Below are 19,933 nucleotides of genomic sequence, written 5' to 3' on the forward strand. Positions count from 1 at the left end.
TGCCTACCCGCTTTTTAATTTCTTAACGCCCAATACCTGCAAGGCGGATCCATTTTATACATGTTTAAAAAGGCCATGGATTAAAACCATAATTCTTACAATGGGCGATCCGTATTGGAAAATCTTCTTAACTAAATGGCATTGATAAAGCGGGTTAAAATGAAAGGCACTAAGGTGTTGGTTAATAACCTGGGTTCGGTAATAAAGTCGATTGTCCCTCTGTCATTCGAAGACAGCGATAGCCGAGGAAACCGTTGTTCCGACAGCTATGCTGCGGAACCACTAGTATTGAGTTTTTAACTCAATACTTCAGTGGATTTTCTTTTGGGAAACAACCCCGCTCACAATGGTTTGTAAATCAAAAACAGCTTAGGAAATAGGTTTTACTGACAGGACAAATGCATTTATATCTGCCGTTCCTATGGAACTTACCCTTTTGTGTGTAGCCATTTTTGGTGCAGGTGGTCATCTGTACCTTCTATATGACCCTCCGCCAAAGACGGGTTAGACAGGATGCTCAGCTGCTAACGCTTAAAATTCTTTAACCTCATCCAAACCAACCGCCATACATGAGCAGACAGGTGCGAGGGCTTGCTCCATCCAAACCAACTAATCGTTCTTTCAGCCTATCCCGACATTCGGCGAGATAGACTACTGCGATTCCCAATGCACAAATCGGGGCAAACTGGGATCAAGCGGAAAAGCTGGTGGACTGATAGGACGCAGATGATTAAGGTTTGCGCTGATTTTTTTCTTTGATGATTATCCGCAATGATACCAGTAATCACAGGGAATTTAAATAGGTGCTCACAGAAGACATGGAAATCTCAGAAAAGCCTTCATGAGGGGCGGTTTTTACACTTTTGAATGATAAATCGACGAAGGAATAATTGCATGGTAACTACTTGGTTTTTATATTAGTTAGATGGGGAAGTATGTTACCATTACGGAAATTGCCAGACAGTTGAACCTGTCTCATTCGACGGTATCGAGGGCCTTGGGAAACCATCCCCGGATAAGTAAGAAAACCCGAGATCTTGTCCAGGAGCGAGCAGCCGAACTGGGTTATCATGTGAATTCCACCGCCCATCATTTGAGCAAAGGGAAAAGCCAACTTATTGGTGTCATTGTTCCCCAATTATCACTTCATTTTTTTGCCAAAGTAGTCGAAGGGATTCAGCGGGTATTCAAAGACACGGAGTATTCCTTATTGCTTTTTAACACCGAGGAATCATTGGATGAAGAACTTCGGGCCATCCAAACCTGCCTTAAACATCGCGTGGATGGTGTGCTGGCAGCTATTTCTATGGAAACCAAGAAGTTTGGGCACTTTGAGCAGCTGCTTAAGCATGAAGTGCCGATAGTGTTTTTTGATCGAGTGGCTAATTTTTTGCCCGTCCCAAAAGTAATAGCCAATGATTATCAGGCTTCCTATGATGCCACACAATACCTAATCTCCACCGGATGCAGACAGATCGCCCATATAACTGGATGTATCAATCTCAACAATAGTAATAACCGGCTTTATGGGTACTTGGACGCTCTAATGTCACACGATATTTCGATAAAAGAATCCCTCATCCATTACTACGAATTTGACTTATCGTCCATAGATAAGTTTTTGAAAAAGATCTTGGATAAATACCCGGGACTCGATGGCTTGTTTGTGTTTAATGATTACGTAGCTTATTACGCTATTGATGTACTGAACAAAATGGGAAAAAGAGTCCCCGAGGATATCTCAGTATTTGGCTTTTCGGATGAGCCCGTGGCTACATACATGAGTCCGAAGCTTTCCACGGTACAGCAGGTGGCAGCCAAAATGGGTGAACATGCTGCGCAAAAAATCATCTCAATTCTTGGTGAAAATGAGCCCATGATTTCAGAAAAAATCATTATCAACCCCGAACTTGTATTGAGAGAAACCACTAAAGAGTTGGTCGTACACAGAGAAGCTGAATAGTGGTTTTGGCCCACAAGGGTCAATGGTCCCTGATCTTTTCGATCAAACTTTTGGACCCAGCATAAAACGGAACCCTTTGGCGGTGCCAAGTGGGACAGATCTCAAGAATACGATGGTTGCCATTTGTGGCCAATCCATTGGCTTGTTCCGAAATCATGGCAAGTGCATTGCACTCGTACAATAACCTTAACTTGCCATCACTGTATGCACTGGTAGGAGGATACAGGTAAACGCCCCCTTTCATGATATTTCTATGAAAGTCGCACACCAGTGAGCCTACATACCTCGTGCTCATATTGTCTTTTTTACATCTTGCCAAAAATTCCCGGATGGCGTCTGGAAATGACTCTTGGTTTTTTTCATTGATCGAATAATAATCTCCATATTCAGGCTGGACAATATTGGGGTGGGATAGAAAGTATTCACCCAATGAAGGCTCATAAGTGAAGCCATCTACCCCATTGCCCGTAGTATATACCAGCATGGTAGATGATCCGTATAATACATAACCAGCAGCTACTTGATTGGTCCCTGGCTGGAGAAAATCTTCAATGGAGAAGTCTTCTCCATGTTTAGAGATACGTTTATAGACAGAAAAGATAGTGCCTACCGATATATTGACATCTATATTGGATGACCCGTCCAATGGGTCAATGATCACTACATATTTGGCATGTTTGTTTCCTGTGTCTATGATGCCTTCCCTTTCTTCAGACAGGATGGCTGCTACTTGTCGTCCACTGACGAGTGCCCGGGTAAACCTCACACCTGCGATAACATCCAGCATCCGTTGTTTTTCGCCGTGGACATTTTCTTCATCCGTCAATCCCTCTATGCCACTTAGCCCTGCCCGATTGATTTCCCTGCTGATGATTTTGGAGGCCAATACAATATCCCTCAATACTTGGGTCAGTTCCCCAGTAGCCTCGGGACATTCATGTTGGTTTTGGACAATAAACCTGTCCACTGTAATACCTAGTGGATGGGTAAATGTATTGACACTCGCATTTGACTTAGGAGGGTACATGGCGCTACTGCATTTTATTGGTCGCTGGGGCCTTGGTCTCCAGGGATTGATTACGGATAGCGGCTTGGGCAGCAGCAAGTCTGGCTTTGGGGATCCGGTATGGTGAACAAGAAACATACTGAATATCCAGGGCGTTGAAAAAGTCAACAGAAGCCGGATCACCTCCATGCTCGCCACACACGCCTATCTTCAAGTGACTGTCGTGTGCTTTTCCTTTTTTGATGGCCATTTTTATAAGTTGACCTACCCCTTCTTGGTCAATGCTCTGGAAAGGATCGGTTTTGATGATTTTTTGTTCTTTATATTTTCTGATAAAGGTGCCTGAATCATCTCGGCTGTAGCCAAGGGTCATTTGTGTTAGGTCATTGGTGCCAAATGAGAAATAATCCGCATGTGGGGCGATCTGGTCCGCTACCAAGGAGGCGCGTGGCACTTCGATCATCGTCCCGATTTTTACCTGCCCCAATTTAGCATCTGGGTCAAGCTCATGGATGATCCGTTGGGCCAGCTTCCTGAGTAGGGAGAGCTCTTCTGGATTGCCCACCAAGGGAATCATAATTTCCGGCCTCGGGGCAATTCCTTCTTCCTCCATTACTTCCAGTGCTGCGGTGATAATGGCCCTGACCTGCATGGCGTATACTTCGGGGTAGATCAATCCCAAGCGACAGCCCCGTAAGCCCATCATGGGGTTGACTTCTGCCAATTCCTCGATCACTTTGATGATGTCTTCATAGGAAACGTCCAGTTGCTCTGCCATTTCCTGGATTTCCGATTTTCCTTTTGGCAAGAATTCGTGCAATGGAGGATCAAGCAAGCGTACATTGACAGGAAGGGTCTCCATGGCCAAGAAGATACCTTTGAAATCTTCTTTTTGGTAGGGGTATAGTTTGTCCAGCGCAATTTGGCGACCTGAGGGTGTTTTGGCCATGATCATCTCACGGATATCCTTGATGCGCTGACCATCAAAAAACATGTGCTCGGTGCGGCAAAGCCCGATTCCTTTTGCGCCAAACTCTCGGGATTTTTTGGCATCCAAGGGAGTATCCGCATTGGCAAGGACATCTAATTTGCTGAATTCATCTGCCCAGTCCATGATGGACAGGAAGTCCTTGTCTAGGCTGGAGCTGACGGTGTCTATTTTGCCACGATAGACTTTTCCAGTGCTGCCATCTATGGAGATGTAGTCGCCTTCTTTAAGGAGCTCTTCACCTACTTTAATAGTACCATTTTCTTCATTTACTTCCAGTTCGATGCAGCCTGATACGCAGCTTTTGCCCATTCCTCTGGCCACTACTGCGGCATGGCTGGTCATTCCGCCCCGGGCTGTCAGGACACCTTTTGCGGAGATCATTCCCTGGATGTCCTCGGGAGAGGTTTCGGTCCTGACAAGGATGACATCCTCTCCATTTTCATTGGCTTCGTGGGCTGCTTTGGCGTTAAAACAAATTTTCCCTGTAGCAGCCCCCGGACTTGCTGGTAAGCCTAGGGTGAGTTCCTTGGTGGTTTTGAGTATTTCCTGGTCAAATTTTGGATGGAGAAGTTGGTCTATCTGGGCAAGGCCAAGTTGGTTGACAGCATGCCTTTTATCCATAATACCTGCTTTTACGAAATCCACCGCTATTTTGATGGCGGCATTGGCGGAGCGTTTTCCATTTCGAGTCTGCAGTAAAAAGAACTGTCCTTTTTCTATGGTAAATTCTATATCCTGCATGTCGGCATAGTGTGCTTCCAGGGTTTGTGAAGCGGTCACTAATTCTTCATATACTTTTTTGTCTACCTCTTGAAGTTCGCTGATGGGACGAGGTGTTCTGATGCCCGCTACCACGTCTTCTCCTTGGGCATTCATTAAAAACTCACCATATAGGGTGTTTTCTCCAGATGACGGGTTGCGTGTGAAGACCACTCCAGTACCGGAAGAGTCCCCCATATTACCGAATACCATCATTTGGACATTGACAGCGGTGCCCATATTGTCGGGGATACCGTTCAGGTGGCGGTATATTTTTGCCCGTTCGTTGTTCCAAGACCTGAACACGGCTTCGATGGCGGCATAAAGCTGCTTTTTTGGAGATTGCTCAAAAGGACTTCCCGTTTGGTTGTACACTATTTGCTTATAGTCACCTATAAGCTGTCGTAAGTTTTCTTCAGAGAGGTCCTTATCATCTTTTAAGTCATTAGCCTCTTTACAATCATCCAATATGGACTCAAAGTGGTACATGGGGATTTCGAGGACGACGTTGCTGTACATCTGGATGAATCGCCGGTAACAATCCAGCGCAAAAGTCATAGAACCTGTGCTCTTTCCCATGGCTTCTATGTTTTTGTCATTCAAGCCCAAGTTAAGAATGGTATCCATCATGCCAGGCATGGAAATCACCGCTCCTGACCGAACAGAGACGAGTAAGCAGGGATCACCATCGAAGCTTTTGCCCACTCGCTGCTCCAGTTCAGCGACGGCTGATTCGACTTCTTTTTTTATTTCACTGTTGATGGTGTTTTGATCTTCAAAATACCTTTTACAGGCTTCTGTGGTAATGGTAAAACCAGAAGGGACGGGCAAGCCCAATTGTGTCATTTCGGCTAGGTTGGCACCTTTTCCTCCGAGAAGGTTTTTCATTCCCTTGTTTCCTTCTAAAAATGTATATACAAATTGACCCATAATAATTAGTTTATTGGTTTTTTGATGATTTTCATTATTTCTTCTGCAGTTTCTTCTACTGCGTTATTGGATACGTCAATAATAGGGCAGCCAATCCTCTTCATGATACCTTCGGCAAATTCAAGTTCGTCAATGATGTGGCCGAGGTCCGAGTAACTTGATTCAGCGCCTACTCCCATGACCATATTGCGTTCACTCCGGATATGGTTAAGGCGGTTTGGGTGTATGGTCAAGCCGATTATTTTTCGTCTTGGGATATCATATAGGTGCTTGGGGATACTTTCTTCTCCTACCAAAGGAATATTGACGACCAAGTAGCTATGGTAGGAAAGGTAAATGCTTAATGGTGTCTTTGATGTGCGCGATACGCCTATTAAGATGATGTCAGCTTTTTGTAAAGCACTTAAACTTTTGCCATCGTCGTTGTTTATCGCAAATTCGATAGCATGGATCCTTCTGAAATATTCATCATTTAATTTCCAGGAGTAATTTAATTGGTGAACAGGGGCGGTTTTCAGCACTTTTCCAAGTGATTTTACGAATGGCGAAAGTAAATCAATGCATTCGACCTGTTGTTCCAGGCATTTCATGATGAAAGTGTCCCTTACATCTATGAGGACGGTGCTAAAAACCAGCAAAGATGGTGGGGTTTGCTTCGCTAATGTTACTATTTCCTGCGCCTTTTCAGAAGTTCTTACATTGGCAAACTTGACAATATCATAACTATGGTCGGCAAAATGCGAGGCGGCCAACCTTGTCACTGATTCAGGCTCAAGAAAGCTCAGGGAATCTGAGGCTAGGTATATGGTGTAACGGGACATTATCTCTTATTTCACTATAGTTTATCTTAACCCGGTTTATGCATTAGGAATCGATATGGCCTGGCTGGTTCGCTGTTGGTAATTGCTATATAAACATAAGAATATCAGTTGGTTTGGAGGTGAAGAGGTGGCGCCACTACAGGGTCTCCTTTCTGACCGCTAGGTAGAACCGAAAGCTAAAGCCTAGCAACTGATATTGTACGATGTGGCGCATATACGCTAATGCATTTTGGGTTTAATATAGAGGTTGATAGCAGGATTTATTCATAAGTAAATTACTCATTTGACAATTAAGTTGCACGATTTTTAAGAATTAAAATTTATGCACACCTGTGTCCTCGAAACAAAATCAAGAAAAAACGAAAGATTCTCCATTTGAGCTCATTGACAGCAAGTTGAGAAGATTATTTGCGAACTATTTTCTGTTTGCTTTATGCGTTAATAAAGAAGGGAAACATAAATTTATGGCGAGATAAAAATTTCATTAAATTTTTATATTTTTTATAAAACCTTCGTATTGTTTTGATTTTTTATTTAATATTTACTTAATTGTGTGTTAACGAAGTGATTATTTGTACAAATCTCTCAGTTCTTGCCTTTTGTTTCGTGACAACTACGTTTTGGAATGGATGGTAGATAGTCGTTAGTTATGATAGTGAAAGTTTGAAACTTATGGTACAACCATGAACAGTGAAAATCCCCGTAGATATTTACCAGAGTGTAGTGGGCAATCGACACCTAATGGTGACCGAGGTCAAATGGATGACTTTGGCCTTTGGTCATTGTTTAAAGAAGGGAATGAATCAGCCTTTGTGCTTATCTATGAGCGATATTTTGAGGATTTGTTACAATATGGACTCATGTTCAGTGCCAACGAAAATTTAGTAAAAGATGCTGTGCAAGAATTGTTTATTGACTTGCGCAAATCACGATCTAGACTTGGAAATACTAATAACATCAAATTTTATCTATTTAAGTGCTTAAAAAGAAGAATAGTAAAAGAGTCTAAAAAGTGGTATAATAAAATCCTGGAATTAAAGGGGGATTATTCATTTACGGTTACTTACTCACATGAGCAGCTATTAATTGATAAACAGTTGAATGTGGAGCAAATTGAAAAACTCAATATAGCTTTAAGCCAGTTGAACCCCAGAAAAAGAGAAGTGATTTTTTATTTTTTCTACGAAGGACTTTCCTATGAGGAAATAAGGCAAATGATGGGATTGTCAAATATTAAATCTGCTAGAAATCTTTTGTATAAGGCAATAAGCTTTCTTAAAGAGGTTATTTGATTTTTAGAACATATGGAATATTGAGTCTCTGGAGTCATCCACTAGGTTTTATTTCTCACGGAATGCACAGAACCCCCAGAATGAAATAAGGTCTTTCTGAGATTTCAGGGGTTTCTGTGAGACCCTATTTTCTATTTCTGGGATTACTGGTGTCGTTGAGGGTAAATATATAACGGATAGTAATTTAAACCCGGAATATGCATTAGCCTATCTACGCCACGGCGCACAGGTGTTGCGACCTGAAACTGCTTCAAAATCAGTCGTTTCACTTTAGTTTTCGGCATAACCGTAACGGTGCTACGCTAATGCCTCCAAACTAACTGATTTTCTTGCACTTTCAGCTCTCACTACGATTCCCAACGCATAATCCGGGTTAAATCAATTCAAAATAAAAAAACATTAAAAATAGTGATGTCATTTAGGGTGTTTGGTTCTTATAAGTATATAAGATCTATTATCGTTTAAATGAATCAATTATTAGAATTTTTAACTAACCCGGAATTTGTTCGTTGGGTAAGGCATTCTGACAAGGATTTGGATGTTTATTGGTCTACATGGATAAAAGCAAACCCGAATAGAGTAGAGGATTTGAAAATGGCCAGGGAGATTATTTTGGGCATTCATGTACAGCAAAAGAAGCTTAACCCAAACCTGAAGGAGGAGGTACTCAGCAATGTTCTTCAGGAAGAAGATCGATATATACCAACAAAGGAAGCTGTCCAGGTGGGGGAAAGAAAGAGCCGTTGGAATAAACTCAGAATGGGGCAGTATTACCGCGTAGCGGCGATTATCTCTATCAGTTTAGTCTTGGCAATTATATATGGTATTCTTTCGATAAGGGAAACGCCAGATCATTTGGCCACAAACCATGAAATAAAAAAAACGGTAGGTTCTGGTGAAAAGGCACATTTTTTACTTGCCGACGGTACCGAAGTCTGGCTAAATAGTGAAAGTGAACTTGTTTACTCCACTTTTGACTACGGGGAGGACAGAAAAGTATACTTAAAAGGCGAGGGTTTTTTTGATGTGGCCCATGATCCGGACAAGCCTTTTCGTGTCTATTCTTCTGAATTAGTAACGACAGCATTAGGCACTACTTTTAATATCAGCAATTACCACAGCAAGCCTATCCGAGTGGCATTATTATCAGGAAAAGTAGAGGTAGCAAACCTTTCGTCCGAATCAATAAATAGCTTGGCCCCAGGTCAGGAGTTGGTGCATTCGTTGATTGATGAACAAACGACAATAAGGCGTACTGGGACCCGCAATGTGACCGGTTGGAAGGATGGTGTGTTGGTGTTTGAAAATGAGGGGTTTAAAGAAGTGATGGATGTGATCAAAAGATGGTATGGTGTGGAGATAATAGTAGAAGGCACTCCCCGAAGGCAATGGACCATAGATATTGCTTTTGACAATGCAAGTCTAGAGCGGGTGCTAAGCCGGATAGCGTATATAGAAAAATTTCAGTATGACATAAAAGGAAAAACTGTAACCATAAAACTCTAATTCTATGAAAAGAATAGCACCTAATACTTCTTAAAAAAGGCCTACCAATGGAAATATTAGTAGGCCACAAAGTGATTTTTTCCAAGTGCCGCATTGGGGAATGAGGAGCACTGGAGAAGATCACTCCCATTAAATTAGTTAAATCTAACACCATAAAATTATGAAATTAATACTACAAAAGACAATTTATATGTTGTCCAGACTCTTTATTTATGGCTTGGTGATACAGATGATGTTCCTGAATTTGGTACTTGCTTCAGAAGTAAATGCCCAATTCAAGAGCATAGATGACATCAGCATTACCCTTACCGAACACGTCTCTACGCTAGGAGATTTTTTAGGGGAGGTAGAATCCCGGACACCCTTTCGATTTGCCTATGACAGGAGTGATGTGGACAAAAGGCAACAAATTACTTTTCGAAGGAAAAATGATACTATTGAGGGGTTCTTACAACAGATTGCCCAGCAGGTTCCTTTGTCTTTTAGACAGGTCAACCATGATATAGATATTAAAAAAGTGTCCATGCCTCGACCTGTCCAGGTAGTTGAAGAGGAAATTAAAGTTGATGGAGAGATAGTGAATGAAGAGGGAGAGCCTATTCCCGGAGCCACTGTTTTAGTAAAAGGAGGCAGTGTGGGGACTGCAGCAGATATTGACGGTAAGTTTTCATTGGAAGTTCCAGAAGGCAGTACATTGAAAATTTCCTTTGTAGGATTTGTGTCTCAAGAGATAGAGGTAGGTAATCAACGTTTTTTGAAAATAGTGCTCAAAGAGGACTTAAAGCAGTTGGATGAAATAGTAGTAGTGGGCTATGGTACTCAAAAGAAGGTGGATCTAACAGGTTCGGTAGCAGCTGTCGATGGAGAAGACATAGCGGCGAGAAAGACGGTGCAGGTATCCCAGGCATTGCAAGGAGCTGTTCCCGGGGTTACGGTGACAAGAAGTAACAATGCACCAGGAAGCACGGCCAATATCAAGATCAGGGGCATCACCACGATAAGTGACAGTAATCCTTTGATCATTGTCGATGGAGTGCCTATTGATAATATTAACGATATCAATCCAAATGATATAGAAAGTATGTCCGTCCTTAAAGATGCCGCATCGGCTTCGATATATGGTTCGAGGGCGGCTGCAGGTGTCATACTCATTACGACTAAGCGGGCTGAGGCAGGTACATTCAGCATGACGTATGATTTCAATTATGGCATGGAAAAAGCAACGTCTATGCCCGAATACGTAGGCGCCAAGAGGTACATGGAAATGACCAATGAGCTCCGTTGGAACGATAATGGAAATGACAATGAGTTTTCTGTTTATCCAAGGGAAGTTATAGCGAATTATGATCAATTGCACCTTGAAAACCCCAACGTGTACCCAAATACAGATTGGGTGGGCCTGATCATGAACAATAATGCGCCAAGGCAAAGCCACTCCCTAAATATAAGAGGGGGCTCTAAGAATATACAGACCAATGCTTCTTTTGGCTATGACAAGATAGGGGCATTATACGATGGAAGAGATTATGACAGGGTAACAGCAAGGATAAATAACACTATCTCGATAAATGACAAGTTGAGTGCAAAAATTGATCTTAACTATAAAATGTCGAGCTCTAACCAGCCTACGGTGGATCCGATTTCCTTAATGATGATTTCTGCTCCAGTGTATGCGGCGCTTTGGGATGATGGTAGGATCGCAAGTGGAAAATCAGGCACTAATGTGTACGCCCAGATGAAATATGGTGGATTTAACGAGAACAAATATACTGCATTGGGAGGTAGGGTAGCGTTGGATTATGAACCTATCGAAGGCCTGAAATTAAGCGGGATTTTTTCGCCAAACCTCAGGTATGACAAGGGGAAATATTTCCGAAAACAAGTTCCTTATTATTCGGCTGATGATCCCCAATTATTTGAGGGGTATATAGAAGGCACAGAAACGACCTACTTATTGGAGTCGAGAGACGAAGGAGAGAGGTATACTGGACAGTTACTGGCCAATTATAATACCTCCATCGATGACCATTCGTTTGATTTTTTGGCTGGTTTTGAGAACTATTACACCATTGATGAGTACATGACAGCTTCTCGGGACCAATACCAACTTACTTCTTTTCCCTATCTGGACCAAGGCCCGCTAGAGTATAGAAACAATACAGGTGGAGCTTATGAAAGTGCTTACCGGTCTTTTTTTGGAAGGGTGATGTATAATTATAAAAGTAAATATTACGTTCAGGCCAACTTAAGGAGAGATGGTTCATCCCGGTTTCACAATGACTATAGATGGGGCAACTTCCCCTCTATTTCCACAGGCTGGGTGATATCTAATGAGTCCTTTTTGCAGGATCACACCGTGATTTCTTTTTTGAAACTGAGGGCGTCCTATGGTAAACTGGGTAATGAGCGGATCGGGAATTACCCCTATCAAGCGAGTATAGGTTTTGGAAACACCCTGTTTTTGAAAGGGAGTGAAGTGGTGTCGGAGCCCTCTGCTGCACAGTCAGCTTATGCGATACGTGATATCACATGGGAGAGCACCGAATCATATGATATCGGAGTTGATATGAATTTTCTGGATGATAAATTACAAGTTACAGCAGACTATTTTTATAAAGCTACCAAGGACATGCTTCTGGCCTTGGAGATTCCAGATTACCTGGGCTACTCAAATCCAGACCAAAATGCAGGCTCCATGAACAGTAAAGGTTGGGAGTTTCAGGCATCTTGGAGGGATAGGATCGGCGAATTCCAGTATAGTGTGTCTTTTAATGTTTCTGATGTAAGGTCTACCATGGGAGACCTAAAGGGTACTCAGTTTTTGGGTAGTCAGATCATAAAGGAAGGAAGTGAGTACAATGAGTGGTACGGGTATTTGACGGATGGTTTGTTCCAGTCCCAAGAAGAGGTGGATAATAGCGCCACCATCAATTCCAGCGTCCAGCCCGGAGATGTAAAGTATATAGATATTAGTGGCCCCAATGGCGAGCCTGACGGAAATATTTCACCAGAATATGATCGGGTTCTTTTGGGAGGCTCACTTCCCCGATATAGCTATGGAGGGACGATTTCTGCTAGCTATAAGCGTTTTTCGCTGAATTTGGCATTACAAGGTGTAGGAAAACAAAACTCCCGTATCGATCCTGTAATGGTCACGCCCTTAACGTATAATTGGGGAAATATCCCTGCGATTCTGGATGGAGATTCTTGGAGCCAATATAATACGGATGCTGAGAACCAGCAGGTAAGATATCCTAGACTAACCAGCATCAATGGAAGTTCGAATCGGACAATGTCTGATTATTGGTTGTTTGACGGGGCATATTTTAGAATTAAAAACATCACATTAAAATACACTGTTCCAGAGACATTCACATCAAAAATAGGTTTAGCAGGGCTGAGTACCTATGTCAGTGCGTCGGATTTTTGGACAATAAGTAATTACCCAAGTGGTTGGGATCCAGAGGTGTCGGCTACCGGTTACCCCATCACCACACAAATATTATTGGGTTTGAATGTTAAATTTTAAACGAATAGAAATGAAGAATTTTATATATATAATTTCGATAGGTTTGTTTATAGGTCTTTCTGCGTGCAATGATTTGGACCTGGCACCTTTGTCGGAGGGATCGACGGACAATTGGTACAATAATGAAGTGGAGATCAATATGTCCATAAATAATCTTTATGGAGCAGGATTTTGGGGCAATGACCAAGTAGATTGGACTGATGACTGGACCTATCGTGAAAACTTAACCGCGATTACCTCGGCAACGGTAAATGGTGAGTGGGGAACTGTAGAAGGCCTATGGGCGAATAGTTATACCGCCATCACAAGAGCGAATACCATCATTCATAACTTGGAAAATTCTGATATTGGGCTTTCCCAAGAAGTGTTGGATCAGTATAAAGCGGAGGCCCGATTTGCCCGTGCATATCAATATGCTAAACTGGTTTCCCATTATGGTGATGTTGTTTTTTACCATGATAATATCCCCTTGGATGAAGCCTATTCCTTAACTCGGACAGATAAGGATGAAGTGATGAAAACGGTCTATGAAGATTTTGATTACGCCATTGATCATCTTCCGGTTTCCTATTCAAACAATGAAATCAAAAGAGGAACAAAAGGGGCTGCATTGGCATTCAAGGCCAGAGCCGCCTTGTATAATGGTGATTTCCAAATCGCAAAAGAGGCTGCCCAACATTGCATGGAGCTAGAAGTATACGACCTATACCCGGATTATGGTGAATTATTTCTGCCTGAAAACCGAGATGCATCAGAGATTATTTTTTCCATCCCACGCTCTACCGCTTTAAATTCTGACTTGAGCGCAAGAGGGTACTTGCCCCGTAATAGCGGAGGCTACGCTACTTATGATCCTTCATGGGATTTGCTTGCTTCTTATTTGTGTACGGACGGACTTCCAGTGGATCAATCACCTTTATTTGACCCAAAAGAACCCTTTAAAAATAGAGATCCCAGGTGTAACTATACGATTGTACCGTTTCAAAGTGAGTTTTTGGGTGTAATGTACCAGCCTCACCCTGACTCCCTTTCCGTCTATAATTTTAATACAGGAACCTACCAAATAAACAACGACACTAAAGGCAATCAGTTTTATGCTTCCTTCAATGGACTGGTATGGAAGAAAGGTATCGACCAGACTTGGGTTGATGATTTCAGTGCAGAAAACAGTGTTATAGTGATCAGGTATGCTGATGTCTTATTGATGTATGCAGAAGCAGCCATAGAGCTGAATGAAATCGATGATACTGTAATAGATGTGATGAACCAGGTCAGGGCGCGCGCTTATAAGGTCGCTCCAAGTAATGTCTCAGCATATCCTGCCATCAAAACCAGGTCGCAAGATGAACTGAGAAGCATCTTGAGAATGGAGAGAAGGATGGAGTTTGCCTTTGAAGGACTTAGGTATATGGACTTGATCAGGTGGAAAATAGCAGAGGATGCTTTGAACAATCCGGACTACGGAATGCTAGATCTGGAGCAATTAAGAGAGGAAATAGTCAATAAAGATTTATGGTTTTTTCCTGAAGTTCCCCAGATTGATCAAAATGGCGTCCCGGATTTTTCATCTATGGCCCAGAAGGGATTGATCAAGCAGCTTACCAATAGGCAATTTGACGCTAGTAGGCAGTATCTATGGCCTATTCCCACAAAAGAGATACTGATAAATAGCAACCTTAGCCAAAATCCCGGCTACTGATCAAATAACGTGAAAAGTTGATTGGTTTCTGACTGGTGATTGGTTCAGTCAGAAGCCATTTTACCATTTCTTATGACTTACTCTATATACTTTATGGCCTTGTTGGCCATGTATCCACTATCGGGCATTTTGGGGCAAAATAATTCAGAGGAAATCTTTGAATATGAATTTTACAACGGGTATGTGACCACTGTATATATGGAGAGATCCGTCGCTGGGGTTCCGCAATATTATTGGGCAGAGTTTCACATGCCCATTTGCTTGGATGAATTGTGCAACCCGATGGACTTAACGGTAAAATGGGATTTGTTGGGAGGTTTCCTTGATTATAAGGAATTCGGTCATGATCCTTTGACAAAATTTGATCATAAACCCTTTGACTCCGACGACCATGTCAAGCTAAAAAGCATCCTTAGGAACCAAGCATCTATTCTTCAGGATTACAATATGGAAGACCTAGTAGATACATCGCGTCTGGTATATTCCAACGAGGTAGACGGAATGACAGGGGCGACCAGCAAAACTTTTGATACTGAAGTGGTAAGCGGAGCAGTGTATACCTGTTTTGCCCTCTGGAATGTCGTTAATGGAAGTGTTAAGGATAAGTTGAGGGACCATACCATCGGGATAATGAATGAATCCTTGGCGTTGGAAATGCTACAGTCCCAAAACAGAGATTATGGGCGCTACTTTTTGGGTCAACGTCACCCACTCTCCAAAGCCATGGAAAAGGAAGTCTTAGAAATGGTATATACAGAAGATGAGTATATGGCCATAAGGGCAATAGACCGTTTGGGGGCTGATTTTTGGACACAAAAAAATCATATCGCCCAGTTGATTTCAGATTTTTCCGCGTTCAGTAATCCTGTGAAAAACGCTATATATGCCCGCATGAGGGAAGTAAGTATGAGCCAAGATGGATTGCTTGAATTGATTTTGGCATTGAAAGGTGGGGATGACATAGGTAAGTATGATGTATACCGTGTTTTGATTATCCATAAGAATGAACTCGGGCATTCGGGGAGGAAGCAATTAGAAGAATACCTCCTAGGGATAAAGGATGAATGGGGCCTAGAGGAATATCGATTAATAGAAGAATTAACTATAAATATTGACAATCAATGAAGGATAATAAAAGAAGAAATTTCTTAAAAACCCTGGGAATGAGCTCAGGTGCTTTCTTGTTTAGTCCAGAAGGCAGTTTTATTTCTGGAGAGCAATGGCAACAAAAAGCAGCGGAAGCAGATAGTCTGTCAATTTATAAGAAGGCCACGTTAGAAGTGGATTTGGTGGTGATTGGAGGAGGTATGTCGGGAATCTGTGCGGCAATTTCAGGAGCTAGAAATGGCGCCAAAGTAGCATTGGTCCATGATAGATCACGACTGGGAGGCAATGCAAGTAGTGAAATAAGGATGCACGTAAGTGGAAGTAGTATGCTGGAGACTTTTTGGAGGGAGACAGGCATTCTTGAAGAAATCATGCTGGATGATGCTGTCAGTAACCCTCAGACTGCTTACCCTTTATGGGATTTTGTCTTGTACAATAAGGTAGTAGGAGAACCAAACATTACCTTGTTATTGGATACCCTTCTTTTTGAGGCGGATGCTGACGGTAAAGAAATCAAGCGTATTAAAACCTTTAGTTCACAGACTGAGGAGATTTTTACCATCCACGGGAAGCAGTTTGCAGACTGCACCGGAGACGGGACGTTGGCCGCATTGGTGGGGGCAGATTATATGCGGGGAAGAGAGGCGAAGTCTACTTTTGGGGAGTCGCTAGGGCAAGAAGTAGGAGATAAGGTAGGCATGGGAAACAGCCTCTTGTTCATGGCAGATGAATTTGATAAACCGATGCCGTACACCCCTCCGTCCTGGGCAAGGAAATACACCTATAAGGATTTTGAGTATAGGTACATCCATTCCTTAGAATATGGCTATTGGTGGCTAGAGCTGGCTGGAGAGTATGATATCATAAATGACGGTAGGGAATTAAGGCATGAATTGTTGGCCGTTTTATTTGGTGTTTGGGACTATATAAAAAATTCAGGTAACTACCCAGAAGCAAGTAACTGGGCATTGACTTGGGTGGGAATGGTGCCAGGCAAGCGCGAAAGTAGAAGGATTTTAGGTGATTATGTGATGACCCAAAACGATGTTCAAAACTCCAAGGCATTTCCTGACCGCGTCGCCTATGGAGGCTGGCCACTAGATGACCATCCGGCAGAAGGAATGGACGACACATCCATTAAACCAAACAGAGCGGTACATATTAAGGAGCCATATAATATCCCCTTGAGGGTATTGTACAGTAAAAATATTAAAAACCTATGGATGGCAGGTAGAAATATAAGTGTATCCCATGTGGCATTATCTTCTACAAGGGTAATGGCTACTTGTGCCACTTTAGGACAAGCTATTGGTACTGCGATGGCGATATCAGTGAAGAAAAATATAACCGCTAAGGACTTTATTAAAAACAATGATCTTTTAGGGCAATTACAGCAAACACTATTAAGGCAGGATCAGGCGATGTTGCAAATGACCAACCTCGACCGCAAGGACATGGCAAAAAAGGCCAGCATTTCCGCTTCCAGTGAACTGAATGATGGTCTGGCTAAAAACATTATCGATGGAGTCAACAGAAAAATAAATAATGATGCGAGCCATCAATGGCAAGGAAATATGGAGGGCATTTCTCCTTGGATTTCCTTAACGTGGAATAGCCCTGTTAGAGTTTCTACACTCGAATTTACATTTGATACAGGTCTGCATCGATATTTAAGGATTTCTGGCCAAAAAGTGGTAATGGAAGGTCAGGTTCGTGGTCCTCAACCAGAAACTATTTCCGATTATAAGGTGGAAGGCTATTTGGCAGGGATAAAGGTGTTTTCAGAAATACACGGAAATAATTACTATAGAAAAGTCTCTCATGAATTACCAGGTAATAGCGTGGATTCAATAAAAATCACTGTGTTGAAAACTCATGGAGACGATATCGCGAGGATATTCGAAATCCGCTGTTACGCTTAATAGTGGGATTTTACAATTCCTGTTTTATGATTGTTAGTGGTTTGTTTTATGGTGCAGGTCAATACCTGCACCATTTTTATCTAAATGGCACTGGTTCCGATTTCAAAGCCACCCATCTCTATCCACTTACAGATTTCAATAGCCATCTTTAGTTAAGCTTGTTTTATGGACTTGGTTGCCGTCGACATCGTAATGGATGAATTCGATTGTCGGGGTGTTTTGTTGACGAAAGACCGAGACGGCCAGAAACCCTCCGTTTACCCTCAGAAAATCGTGTTCTGGCCTTTTGTCACCTGGTTCCCAGCCTTGGGCATGGAAATCACTGACTGGCCCTTGGCTGAATTCCCTGAGGCCTGTATCCGGGTCTACTGAGGCATATTGCCAATGGCGATCGCCATTAATAACGACTACTTTATGATCTGACAGGTATTTTCGAAGCCAACTGCCTTCGGAGGAAAAGGAGGCATTGGAGTGGTTGTCAAACTTTCCTTTGGTACGGTCAGGGCCAACAATGGGAGTGGGCGAGACCAAAATCTTAAAGGTTGCATCAGAAGCTTCAACGGTTTTTTTGAACCAATTTATCTGTTCCTGTCCCCAAATAGTTTTTTCGGGGCTGTCCCTAGTCTTGTTGTCACTTCTGTATTCCCTGACTTCCACTAACCAGATCTGTAAATCCTTTCCCCATCTCATGGTCCTGTAGGGCTTGTCAAAAATGGGGACTTGTTCTTGCCATAGCGCTAGACCATCACTAAAGGACAGATTGCCATAAGGGGTGGAAAAAGGAGTGGCATCATCCTTCAGAAGGTCGTGGTCATCCTTTTGTTGGTATACGGGCACTTGCTGATAAAAGTCTTTTAATGATGGCCATGAATTCATCGCATGCCACTTGTGCCTAGCCAATTCAACATTTTTCGCCAATGGCCCAGGCTTATCATAATAGACGTAGTCACCGGTTTGACAGTGAAAAAGAGGATTTAATTTGCCCATGCTGTCATAGATCTTAAAGCCTCTCTCCTTATCATCATAGGACCAGAAATATTGGCAGGTGGATGAAGTGAATAAAACAGGGATGGGCTCATTTGCAGAGGGGGCGGTGGCAAATTGTCCACTAATTTCAGTAAGTGGGCTATCAGGATGTTTCCGCCCTTGGATGGTTATTTTATACTTGGTGTCTGGCTTTAGCTTGGTAAACTTGCGCTTAAGTGTGAAGTCATTGAGAGCAGAAACATATTTCCAGTTAGAATGGATGGTGGTGTCAGTGGAAGTAAGTGTGATCTGCACTTGCCCCATGGTACCGTGGACGGCTCCTTCCATTTGTGAGACGGACATTTTATCATCAAAATCAATTGGTGGCCTGAAAGGTTTGTCCTCTTGGCGATGGTTTACGGAGAGGGAGCGTTTGTTTTGGCATAGCCTCGTGATGAGCACTGCTGAAGAATCCGTGACTTCACCTACCTTAAAGCCCGTCGTAAAATAGACCTTTTCCGAAGATTGGGCGAGAGAAGTAGAGACGCCCAAGAGAAGAATTATGGCAGTGACCAAAAGGTTAAATTGCTGCATGGTGGGTATAGAATAATGATGATTGAGAATTAGTGAACAACCAATAATAGGAGTGTAAACCATTTTATCGAGTGAAGTTTTGGCTTTTTATCCGAGGATAGCCGTCAAAGCCTCCTCTCTGTCATTTCTGGCTGTATGGTACCTGAGTGTTTTTTGACAAATGGTGATCAAATCTTTGCTACAGGAAAATTATTTAAATTTATACGTTTATAAAAACCTTTTACTTCTTATATTTAAAATTGTTAAAATTGAAACAATTAGCAGCGGATATACTTATACGATAATTAAGAATGGAAAGAAGAAGTGCGATAAAGAATGTCTTGGCGATATTTGGCGGAGCGATGACCATGTCTACGCTGGCAGTGTTGGAGCAAGGTTGTCAACCAGTCAAAGACAATGAAACGGTAGGTTTCGGGGAGGAATCCATCCGGCTACTTACCGAAACAGGAGATATAATCCTTCCGGATACCGAAGGGGTACCTGGTGCGGGTGCCTGCGAAGTAGGGAACATCATCGTTAAGATGCTTAACGACTGTTACTCCCAAGCAGATCAGGAAGAAGTACTCTCCTTTATCTCCTATGTGCGGGATAAGGAACAGATGATGGACCTTACCAGAAGTGAACGTGAACAGCTGATAGGGAAAATAGATGCTGAAGTATACGGTGAGACCAAAAACACCCCTTCATTCAGTGCAAAGGGATATAAACTGATCAAAGAATTGACCGTTTTTGGCTATTTCAGTTCAGAAATCGGATTGACCAAAGCCTTGGACTATCATATGATTCCAGGAAGATTTGACGGGTGTATCGACTACCATGAAGGAGATAAGGCCCAAGCATAACCAAGA

At 42.5% G+C, this 19,933-nt stretch carries 12 protein-coding genes; 8 read left to right on the top strand and 4 right to left on the bottom strand.

The genetic code is table 11. The features are described 5' to 3' along the window. Positions 1 to 925: 925 nt before the first annotated feature. Positions 926 to 1,963, top strand: a complete 1,038-nt coding sequence (locus DN752_RS22790) for a LacI family DNA-binding transcriptional regulator (protein WP_112786112.1) — start codon at positions 926 to 928, stop codon at positions 1,961 to 1,963. A gap of 19 nt (positions 1,964 to 1,982) precedes the next feature. Here the strand turns inward: DN752_RS22790 and fbp are convergent, their stop codons facing one another. From fbp to DN752_RS22805, 3 genes are read right to left on the bottom strand one after another with little or no spacing between them, the layout of a single operon-like run. Beyond that, on the bottom strand, positions 1,983 to 2,990 hold the full coding sequence (gene fbp, locus DN752_RS22795) for a class 1 fructose-bisphosphatase (protein WP_112786113.1): 1,008 nt from the start codon (positions 2,988 to 2,990) through the stop codon (positions 1,983 to 1,985). A 4-nt stretch (positions 2,991 to 2,994) separates the two neighbouring features. Continuing rightward, complete coding sequence (ppdK, locus tag DN752_RS22800; RefSeq protein WP_211324080.1) at positions 2,995 to 5,649, bottom strand: pyruvate, phosphate dikinase; 2,655 nt, start codon at positions 5,647 to 5,649, stop codon at positions 2,995 to 2,997. Positions 5,650 to 5,654: 5 nt separating this feature from the next. Then, positions 5,655 to 6,470, bottom strand: coding sequence for a pyruvate, water dikinase regulatory protein (locus tag DN752_RS22805; protein WP_112786115.1), 816 nt, complete (start codon positions 6,468 to 6,470; stop codon positions 5,655 to 5,657). Positions 6,471 to 7,153: 683 nt separating this feature from the next. Here DN752_RS22805 and DN752_RS22810 point away from each other — a divergent pair. The 6 genes from DN752_RS22810 to DN752_RS22835 all read left to right on the top strand — a co-directional run bounded on the left by DN752_RS22810 (position 7,154) and on the right by DN752_RS22835 (position 17,525). Further along, complete coding sequence (locus DN752_RS22810; protein ID WP_112786116.1) at positions 7,154 to 7,762, top strand: RNA polymerase sigma factor; 609 nt, start codon at positions 7,154 to 7,156, stop codon at positions 7,760 to 7,762. Positions 7,763 to 8,227: 465 nt separating this feature from the next. After that, positions 8,228 to 9,268 (top strand): FecR family protein, encoded by a 1,041-nt coding sequence (locus tag DN752_RS22815; protein ID WP_112786117.1) that lies wholly within the window; start codon positions 8,228 to 8,230, stop codon positions 9,266 to 9,268. Between the two features lie 160 nt (positions 9,269 to 9,428). Then, the gene (locus DN752_RS22820) at positions 9,429 to 12,797 is read left to right on the top strand and encodes a SusC/RagA family TonB-linked outer membrane protein (protein ID WP_245949374.1); all 3,369 of its coding nucleotides are present in this window, start codon (positions 9,429 to 9,431) and stop codon (positions 12,795 to 12,797) included. Positions 12,798 to 12,807: 10 nt separating this feature from the next. Next, complete coding sequence (locus DN752_RS22825; protein ID WP_112786119.1) at positions 12,808 to 14,496, top strand: RagB/SusD family nutrient uptake outer membrane protein; 1,689 nt, start codon at positions 12,808 to 12,810, stop codon at positions 14,494 to 14,496. 72 nt (positions 14,497 to 14,568) lie between these two features. Beyond that, complete coding sequence (locus DN752_RS22830) at positions 14,569 to 15,621, top strand: hypothetical protein (RefSeq protein ID WP_162633329.1); 1,053 nt, start codon at positions 14,569 to 14,571, stop codon at positions 15,619 to 15,621. Then, positions 15,618 to 17,525, top strand: a complete 1,908-nt coding sequence (locus DN752_RS22835) for an FAD-dependent oxidoreductase (protein ID WP_112786121.1) — start codon at positions 15,618 to 15,620, stop codon at positions 17,523 to 17,525. Before DN752_RS22830 ends, DN752_RS22835 begins: the two co-directional genes overlap by 4 nt. A gap of 135 nt (positions 17,526 to 17,660) precedes the next feature. Here DN752_RS22835 and DN752_RS22840 read toward each other — a convergent pair whose 3' ends face one another. Then, positions 17,661 to 19,085: an alkaline phosphatase D family protein gene (locus DN752_RS22840; protein ID WP_211324081.1), complete on the bottom strand. Its 1,425-nt coding sequence runs from the start codon at positions 19,083 to 19,085 to the stop codon at positions 17,661 to 17,663. 290 nt (positions 19,086 to 19,375) lie between these two features. Between DN752_RS22840 and DN752_RS22845 the strand changes: the two genes are divergently transcribed. After that, a complete protein-coding gene (locus DN752_RS22845; RefSeq protein WP_112786122.1) occupies positions 19,376 to 19,927 on the top strand; it encodes a gluconate 2-dehydrogenase subunit 3 family protein in 552 nt (183 codons plus the stop codon). Positions 19,928 to 19,933: the final 6 nt, after the last annotated feature.

It is taken from the genome of Echinicola strongylocentroti, assembly GCF_003260975.1.
Classification (GTDB): Bacteria; Bacteroidota; Bacteroidia; order Cytophagales; family Cyclobacteriaceae; genus Echinicola; species Echinicola strongylocentroti.

Bases quoted from the DNA above. Each gene is read 5' to 3' on its own strand.
- DN752_RS22790 (WP_112786112.1), top strand. From the start codon at position 926: ATGGGGAAGTATGTTACCATTACGGAAATTGCCAGACAGTTGAACCTG.
- fbp (WP_112786113.1), bottom strand. From the start codon at position 2,990: ATGTACCCTCCTAAGTCAAATGCGAGTGTCAATACATTTACCCATCCA.
- ppdK (WP_211324080.1), bottom strand. From the start codon at position 5,649: ATGGGTCAATTTGTATATACATTTTTAGAAGGAAACAAGGGAATGAAA.
- DN752_RS22805 (WP_112786115.1), bottom strand. From the start codon at position 6,470: ATGTCCCGTTACACCATATACCTAGCCTCAGATTCCCTGAGCTTTCTT.
- DN752_RS22810 (WP_112786116.1), top strand. From the start codon at position 7,154: ATGAACAGTGAAAATCCCCGTAGATATTTACCAGAGTGTAGTGGGCAA.
- DN752_RS22815 (WP_112786117.1), top strand. From the start codon at position 8,228: ATGAATCAATTATTAGAATTTTTAACTAACCCGGAATTTGTTCGTTGG.
- DN752_RS22820 (WP_245949374.1), top strand. From the start codon at position 9,429: ATGAAATTAATACTACAAAAGACAATTTATATGTTGTCCAGACTCTTT.
- DN752_RS22825 (WP_112786119.1), top strand. From the start codon at position 12,808: ATGAAGAATTTTATATATATAATTTCGATAGGTTTGTTTATAGGTCTT.
- DN752_RS22830 (WP_162633329.1), top strand. From the start codon at position 14,569: ATGACTTACTCTATATACTTTATGGCCTTGTTGGCCATGTATCCACTA.
- DN752_RS22835 (WP_112786121.1), top strand. From the start codon at position 15,618: ATGAAGGATAATAAAAGAAGAAATTTCTTAAAAACCCTGGGAATGAGC.
- DN752_RS22840 (WP_211324081.1), bottom strand. From the start codon at position 19,085: ATGCAGCAATTTAACCTTTTGGTCACTGCCATAATTCTTCTCTTGGGC.
- DN752_RS22845 (WP_112786122.1), top strand. From the start codon at position 19,376: ATGGAAAGAAGAAGTGCGATAAAGAATGTCTTGGCGATATTTGGCGGA.